The 7,155-nt window shown below is 62.6% G+C and carries 6 protein-coding genes; 1 reads left to right on the top strand and 5 read right to left on the bottom strand.

Annotated features, from left to right (window positions below; all coding sequences use genetic code 11):
* From Q1A06_RS17100 to Q1A06_RS17080, 5 genes are all read right to left on the bottom strand, one after another.
* The coding region (locus Q1A06_RS17100; RefSeq protein ID WP_299566508.1) for a GTP-binding protein at positions 1–581 on the bottom strand (581 nt) is incomplete at its 3' end.
* 174 nt (positions 582–755) lie between these two features.
* Complete coding sequence (locus Q1A06_RS17095) at positions 756–1,358, bottom strand: hypothetical protein (RefSeq protein WP_299566506.1); 603 nt, start codon at positions 1,356–1,358, stop codon at positions 756–758.
* A 209-nt stretch (positions 1,359–1,567) separates the two neighbouring features.
* Complete coding sequence (locus tag Q1A06_RS17090) at positions 1,568–2,686, bottom strand: M48 family metallopeptidase (protein WP_299566504.1); 1,119 nt, start codon at positions 2,684–2,686, stop codon at positions 1,568–1,570.
* The gene (locus tag Q1A06_RS17085; protein WP_299566502.1) at positions 2,683–3,999 is read right to left on the bottom strand and encodes a DUF898 family protein; all 1,317 of its coding nucleotides are present in this window, start codon (positions 3,997–3,999) and stop codon (positions 2,683–2,685) included. The genes Q1A06_RS17090 and Q1A06_RS17085 overlap by 4 nt, the downstream gene beginning before the upstream one ends.
* Entirely contained in the window at positions 3,977–6,283 is a 2,307-nt protein-coding gene (locus Q1A06_RS17080; RefSeq protein WP_299566500.1) for a DNA topoisomerase IV subunit A, read from the bottom strand. Before Q1A06_RS17080 ends, Q1A06_RS17085 begins: the two co-directional genes overlap by 23 nt.
* 191 nt (positions 6,284–6,474) lie before the next feature.
* On the opposite strand from Q1A06_RS17080, the gene Q1A06_RS17075 reads away from it, so the two are divergent.
* A complete protein-coding gene (locus tag Q1A06_RS17075) occupies positions 6,475–7,092 on the top strand; it encodes an SH3 domain-containing protein (protein ID WP_299566498.1) in 618 nt (205 codons plus the stop codon).
* The last annotated feature ends 63 nt before the right edge of the window (positions 7,093–7,155 follow it).

The following is a 7,155-nucleotide window of genomic DNA, read 5'->3' as shown; positions in this document are numbered from 1 at the left end:
TCCACGGCTGCCATCAGCTTCTTGATCGACTCTTCGCCGATCTCGGGATCGGTGCCGTTCATCGCCGCCAGAGCGGAACCGGGGATGATCGGAATGTCGTCGCCGGGATACTCGTACGAGCTCAGCAGCTCGCGGATTTCCATCTCGACGAGCTCCAGCAGCTCTTCGTCGTCGACCTGATCGACCTTGTTCATGTAGACGACCATGTAGGGGATGCCCACCTGGCGGCCCAGCAGGATGTGCTCGCGCGTTTGTGGCATCGGGCCGTCGGCCGCGTTCACAACCAGGATCGCGCCGTCCATCTGCGCGGCACCGGTGATCATGTTCTTGACGTAGTCGGCGTGGCCGGGGCAGTCGACGTGCGCATAGTGGCGTGTCTCTGTCTCGTACTCCACGTGCGCCGTCGAGATCGTGATCCCGCGGGCTTTCTCCTCGGGTGCTCCGTCAATCTGGTCATACGCGCGGAAATCACCAAAATACTTGGTGATCGCTGCCGTCAGCGTCGTCTTGCCGTGGTCAACGTGGCCGATCGTGCCGATGTTGACGTGCGGTTTGTTACGTTCGAACTTTGCCTTTGCCATGTGGGCGCCCTTCCAAGTGTTCAAGGACCCGTTGCGGGCCCGAATGGTGTATGGCGCGCGACATATTTGGTCTGGAAGGCAAAATCAAGCGCGTCTTGCGCCCAAGACCTCACTTCCCGTCGATGGGTGTCGTCTGAACGTGCTTCATCCACGCAGATCCATGCCTCAGGCAGATCACCTGCCGACTTGGTCGGCGTCTTCATCCGGACGGACCGTCGCCACACCGTCGTTGAACCACCCTTCCTCGCCGTTCTTCTTGACCAAAAAGGTCTCAATCTGCTTCACAGCATTCTGGCTGAGGTTGCGAAACTGCGCCTCCGCACTCTTCGTATATCCGGACCCGACAAGCGGACCCTGATCGAGCGATTCGATCACCGTGATCTGATGCGCCTTGGGCGTCAGTTTGCGCGCCTTTGCGTCATCCCAGACGGTGATCCGGATAATCATCGCAGATTTCGGTGCCGCAACCAGCGGCACACCGGGAGGGGCGAGGAAATAGCTCTCGATCGAGATACCGAAATGATAGCCCCGGTCCCCGTCGTAGCGGTCGAACCGCTCGGCGACCGCCTCCTTCAGCATCGTGGTCATCGTCTCCACCGGCAACGCGCGGCTCAAAGGGACCTTCTGCACTTTCGGAGCGACCACGATATTGTGGACAAGCTTGAAATCTCCCAGCGGCGCCGCAGCGCGGTCGAGATCTGAGGCGCCGTTGCACGCAGCAAGTGTCCCTGCCACGAGGATCGCGCCCAAAAACCGTTTTGCCCTAAAAATGCCCATCCGTGCAGCCCCTTCCCCATACCTGCCCTCGCGATAGCGCATGGTCAGATTGCGCGCAATGCATTGACGTGCATGGGGACATCACCGCGGCGCTTCGGTGACCCATCCTCGCGGCTTTCCCTGCGCGCTCGCCGGATCCGAAGATAGTCATCATATCGCATCCTGCATGACGCTCACATCGGTTAGAACCGTATACCCGATGCGCGGATCTAGTCGCAGATCGTCTTGAGTGCGGCCCATTCTTCATCCGTTACGATCGCGCCATAACTCCCCTCCGGGCGGGCCGATGCGCGCGCACGCGTTATGCGGCTGGTCAGCGTCGGATGGCTGACAAAATGGGCGGTAATGCCTGCGGTATCGCCGTAGCGGTCGCGCAGCCGCTCGAACATGTCTCCCAATGCCGCCGGGGAAACACCCGCCTGTTCGAGCGCGCCGTAGGCGTATGCATCTGCGCCGGCTTCGGCGGCCTGGGAATAGCGCGCGCTGATCAACCGTTCCGTGAGAAACAAGACAGCGGCCCCGCCTGCGAAATCGCCGAACAGCAGCCCCAGAATACCGATGGACCCGGCAGAGCGCAGGGCGTGCCGCGTCGGATCGCGGTTTTCGACGTGGCCGATTTCGTGCGCCAGCACCGCCGCTATTTCGTTCGGGTTCTCCGCCGCATCGATCATACCGCGAAAGAACACGACGACCCCGCCCGGCAATGCGAATGCGTTCACCATTTCATGGTCAAGCACGAAAATGCTCAAAGGGGCCTGTGCGCCGTTGCGCCCCAATGCTGCGCGCATCGTGTCCAACGCGGCAATCCCCGCCGGTCCTTCACAAATCGGCAAGGGAGGCAGCCCGCTGCCCGCCAGAGCCTCACGGATCTGTCCGAATGTCGCCTCGCCCAGCGCGCGCTCGCCCTCGGGTGGCACGAAACCCGACAACCGATCTGCGAGAAGCGGGATCAGCACACCGATCTGTAGCGCGACCGCCGCGACGGCGGCAAGGGCCCAGCCAGCCAGCCGCGCCCTGCCCTTTGGCGCGCCCCTGTTGGTCGCGCGCGGCAAAGCCGCAAGGATGCGCGCATCCGGCACCTGCAACCGCGCCACAGGATCCTCCGTCCAGCGCACAACAGCCACAGGACCACCGGCAATATCCGGCAGCCGCCTGATCTGCGCCAGCGGCCAATGAACCGGTGTCATATCGTCCCCATATCCGGAAATTTCCAGAACGTCCGCCTGTCGGTCCACCCGCAGTCGAACGGTCTGCGCCACGGGTTTGTCACCGTCGAACAAGACGCCCCCTGCATCGGCGGCGGGCGGCAGGTCCGGCGGCCCGCTCATATTGCCGCCCCCAGATCAAGTGCCTCTGCAAAGCCTTCGGCTTCGGCGAAAGCGTCACGCGCGCGCTGGCTGATCCCCGCCAGCGGTGCGACGTTCACAAGGCAAAGCGTGAGCGCCATGTGTCGCATCAGCGGATAGGTGACGAACGTATGGTGCAAGACACCCCAAAGCAGAAATACGCCAAGGTACATCACCGCGATAATCCCGAACGACAGCCAACGGGCCACGGCACCGATTGGATCGGCAGTGCCCGGCTGCGCCTCCGGAAACGCATCCGTCCCGAACAAGCCGAGCGCCGCGCTGACCACGACCACGATCCCGACCGCTAAAATGGTGTAGGCGATCGTCGTGCCCAGAACGTAGATCATCGAAATGCGCAGCCCTTTGAGGTCCGACTTCAGCCGGATACCGTCCGCGCTTTTGTGATTAGCCAGAATACGCTTGCTGACGAAACGGTAATGGATCGCGCCATAGACCAGCAGCACGAAGATCGGGACCAGCCAGAACAGACGGGCCGCCCCCGACCAGGCGTCCGGCACAAATCCATACATCATCACGGTCGTCGCACCGCTTACCTCGTCCCATGACAGGCTCCGAGTCGGGAGAATCGGATCGATCAAGACCATCCAGAGGGCCAGCGCCACAAGTGCCGCGACACCACTCCCAAACGGCAGCGCGGCCCGGTAAAGCATCGACCACCTTCCGCCTTGATGCAGTCTGGCAGAGCCAAAATAGGTTCGGTCGGTTTTGTATTTTTCCAGCGCAAACGTCATGCGCGGCCACAACACGCCAAGGCTCGCCACCGTCAGCGCCCAATGCACCAGCGCCCGCCAGGCGTATCCCCAAGCCCCGGCTTCGAGTCCGAACCTTACGCCGCGCCAGCGGGTGCGCGCCAGAACGTAGCGCCGCGCCCGGTACTGGGCGTAGAACCATACCGGCACGATCCCGGCAAAGCTGGCAAGATATCCGATGGAGGAACTTTGAAAGACCGAGAAGCTTACGAACATCAGCACCAGATTGACGATGCCGATGTAGAAGGTAAGCACGACAACGGCGATGAAGAAGCCCAGCAGCTTTTCCCACGGATCCCCGACATATTCGAGAGGATGCCCGCCAGGCCGGATCGCCGACCAATACCAACGCCGCAGACGCGTTTTCATCCAGAACCGGTAGAAGCCCAGCGTGAGCACTGTCCAGAACCCGGTCTTCAGCGCCAGCCAAAAGAGCGCTGAGCGGTTGCCGGTGAACCGCACCGCCAAACCCTGTTCGGGCACCGGTGGCGGCGCGGTGCTATCCGTTGAAGGTGTTGTCACGGGGGAAGCCGCGCGGTGCCATGCGACCTGCCGTGGCCCTCTTGCCAGTCCATTCGGTCAGATCCGTCTCGGTGCGCGTGCGTCCCGCCGGGTCGAGCCAGCTCAGGCCCTCGGCACGGGTAAACGTGGTCGCATCCGACATGCCGCCATCCTTGTACTTCTGCATGCGCACACCCTTACCGCGGCCCATCTCCGGCAACTCGTCGATGCCGAAGACCAGCACCTTGCGGTTCTCGCCCACCGCGGCCACGCTGTCGCCGCGCACCGGTTTGCATACCAGCGCCCGCGTTTCGCCGCGCACGTTCAGCACTTGCTTGCCGCTGCGCGTCTGGGCGACGACCTCCGCTTCGGGAACGATAAATCCGTCCCCCGCAGAGCTTGCCACCAACAGCTTGCCCTCGGGGCGGTGGATGAACAGATCCACGATCTGCACCTCATTGGGTAGGTCCACCATCAGGCGAAGCGGTTCTCCCATGCCACGCCCGCCCGGCAGGTTCGCGGCAGAGATCGTGTAGAACCGCCCGTTCGAGCCGAACGCCAGCAGACGGTCCGTCGTTTCGGCATGGAACACAAACCGTGAACTGTCGCCGTCCTTGAACTTCAGCTCACGCGCCAGATCGATATGACCGGTCATCGCGCGGATCCATCCCATCTCGGAACAGACCACGGTGATCGGCTCCCGATCTATCATGGCCTCAAGCGGCACATCCTCGACCTCGCCCGCCTCGGCAAAGGTCGACCGGCGCGCGCCGCCCTCGTAATCCTTGCCAAACTGCTTTTTGGTGGCGCGCAGCTGGTCTGTGATCGTGTCCCACTGGATCGCATCGTTCTCCAGGAGATCCTCAAGACCCGCGCGTTCTTCCATCAATTCGGATTGCTCGCGCAACAGCTCCAGCTCTTCGAGACGCCGCAAGCTGCGCAACCGCATGTTCAGGATCGCTTCGGCCTGCACCTCGGACAATTCGCCGTCGCCCGGCCCCGGCGTGACATAATCGGCCTCGTCCATGGCGCGGACGTGATCGCGCGACCAGTCCTCGCGCATTAACGCGGCTTTGGGCTCGTCGTCGTAGCGGATGATGTCGATCACCCGGTCAAGGTTGAGGAAAGCAACGATGAACCCTTCGAGCACTTCGAGCCGGTGGTCGATCTTCTCCAGCCGGTGCCGGGACCGGCGCTGCAACACGTCCTGCCGGTGATCGAGGAATGCGCGCAACACCTCTTTCATCGAGCAGACCTTGGGCGTCACACCGTCGATCAGCACGTTCATGTTCAGCGAAAACCGCACCTCAAGGTCGGACGTGCGGAACATCATCCCCATCAGAACCTCCGGGTCCACGTTCTTGGAGCGCGGCTCAAGGATCAGGCGGATGTCATCCGCGCTTTCGTCGCGCACGTCCGCGAGGATCGGGATCCGCTTGGTCTGGATCGCCTCGGCGATCTTTTCGATCAGCTTGGATTTCTGGACCTGATAGGGGATTTCCGTGACGACGATCTGCCATTGGCCGCGCCCCAGATCCTCGACCTCCCAACGGCAGCGCAGCCGGAAGCCGCCCTTGCCCGTGCGATAGGCAGCGGCGATATTCTCGCGCGGCTCGACGATCACGCCGCCGGTGGGGAAATCCGGACCGGGAACGTAGTTGAGCAGCGTATCGTCGCGCGCGTCCGGCACCTTGATCAGATGGATACAGGCGTCACACAGCTCGGCGATGTTGTGCGGCGGAATGTTGGTGGCCATCCCCACGGCGATGCCCGAAGACCCGTTCGCCAGCAGGTTGGGAAACTGCGCGGGCAGCACTGCAGGCTCGGTCAGCCGGCCATCGTAGTTGTCCCGGAAATCGACGACGTTCTCGCTGAGACCTTCCAGCATCGCCTCGGCAACGGCAGTCATCCGCGCCTCGGTGTACCGGCTCGCGGCGGGGTTGTCGCCGTCGATGTTGCCAAAGTTCCCCTGCCCGTCCACCAGCGGGTAGCGCACGTTGAAATCCTGCGCCAGCCGGGCCATCGCATCATAGATCGCGGCATCGCCATGGGGGTGGAAATCCCCCATCGTATCGCCGCTGATCTTGGCTGATTTCAGGAACCCGCCCGTAGATGTAAGACGCAGACGGCTCATCGCGTAGAGGATCCGGCGGTGCACCGGCTTCAGCCCGTCGCGCGCGTCGGGCAGGGCGCGGTGCATGATCGTGCTGAGCGCATATGTCAGATAACGGTCCCCCAGCGCGCGGCGCAGGGGTTCGGACATCACGGCAAAGCCGGGGCTTTCTGGATCGCTGGTGTCGCTCATTGCTGCTGTGTATCCGCGCCGCGCAGAGCCGACAAGCACAACCGCGCCGAATTCTGCACCTCCCGGCGTGTCCAACCTGCGACGCGTCAACTTTCGTTATTTTCCCTCTAATACCGAATCTCGGTTTTTGGTATTGAACGATCGGGGGAAGCTGCGCGTTAGGCTTCGAATAACACTGCGGGGTTTTTGCGATGAAGACATTCATTCTTCTGACGTTCGGTTTTCTCGGATTCGCTTTCTACCAGATGAGCGGCGGTGCCGACTTCGTTCCGGCGCGCGCACAGCTTCAACCGGACACGCCCGCCACTCCCGAGGCGCAAACTGTGGCGCGTGAGGATACGACACCGGAAGACCCTGCGCCCATCACCAGGATCGACAACACTGCGGATGTCACACAGGTTTCGCTGGATGCATCCTCTGCCATTCGCACGCAGCCCCCTGAGCCTGAACCCAAGGCCGAAGCCCCCGCCGCGCCCATCGCATCCGATGTCGATGCGGCCGTACGAGAGGCGATCGTCATCGACAGCGTGGAAACACCGCAGATCATCCTGCCCAGCCTGATCGCAAGCAGCGACGACGGCTCGACGCCCGTCCGCGCTATCGAGACAAGCGGCGACATCCGCCGGGTTTCCGGCAACCGGGTGAATGTGCGTGGCGGACCCAGCACCGACTACGGCGTCGTCGGCAAGCTGACCCGCGGAGACGAGGTGCAGGTTCTTGAAGACAACGGAGCCGGTTGGGTCCTGATGCAGCCCCTTGACGGCGGCGAGCAGGGCTGGATGGCCGATTTTCTGCTCACATCGGGCTGATCCGACACATTCGATTGCCAAAGCCCGGAAAACAGCGCATCTCAGGCCTCGTTTCCCAACGGG

The sequence above is a fragment of the uncultured Sulfitobacter sp. genome (assembly GCF_947497275.1).
Classification (GTDB): Bacteria; Pseudomonadota; Alphaproteobacteria; order Rhodobacterales; family Rhodobacteraceae; genus Sulfitobacter.
The sequence above is the reverse complement of the archived record's forward strand: the minus strand, read 5'-3'. Positions and strand labels throughout refer to the sequence as shown.

Excerpts from the sequence above, each read along its gene's own strand:
- Q1A06_RS17090 (WP_299566504.1), bottom strand. The coding sequence starts at position 2,686 with ATGAGCGGGCCGCCGGACCTGCCGCCCGCCGCCGATGCAGGGGGCGTC.
- Q1A06_RS17095 (WP_299566506.1), bottom strand. The coding sequence starts at position 1,358 with ATGGGCATTTTTAGGGCAAAACGGTTTTTGGGCGCGATCCTCGTGGCA.
- Q1A06_RS17075 (WP_299566498.1), top strand. The coding sequence starts at position 6,475 with ATGAAGACATTCATTCTTCTGACGTTCGGTTTTCTCGGATTCGCTTTC.
- Q1A06_RS17080 (WP_299566500.1), bottom strand. The coding sequence starts at position 6,283 with ATGAGCGACACCAGCGATCCAGAAAGCCCCGGCTTTGCCGTGATGTCC.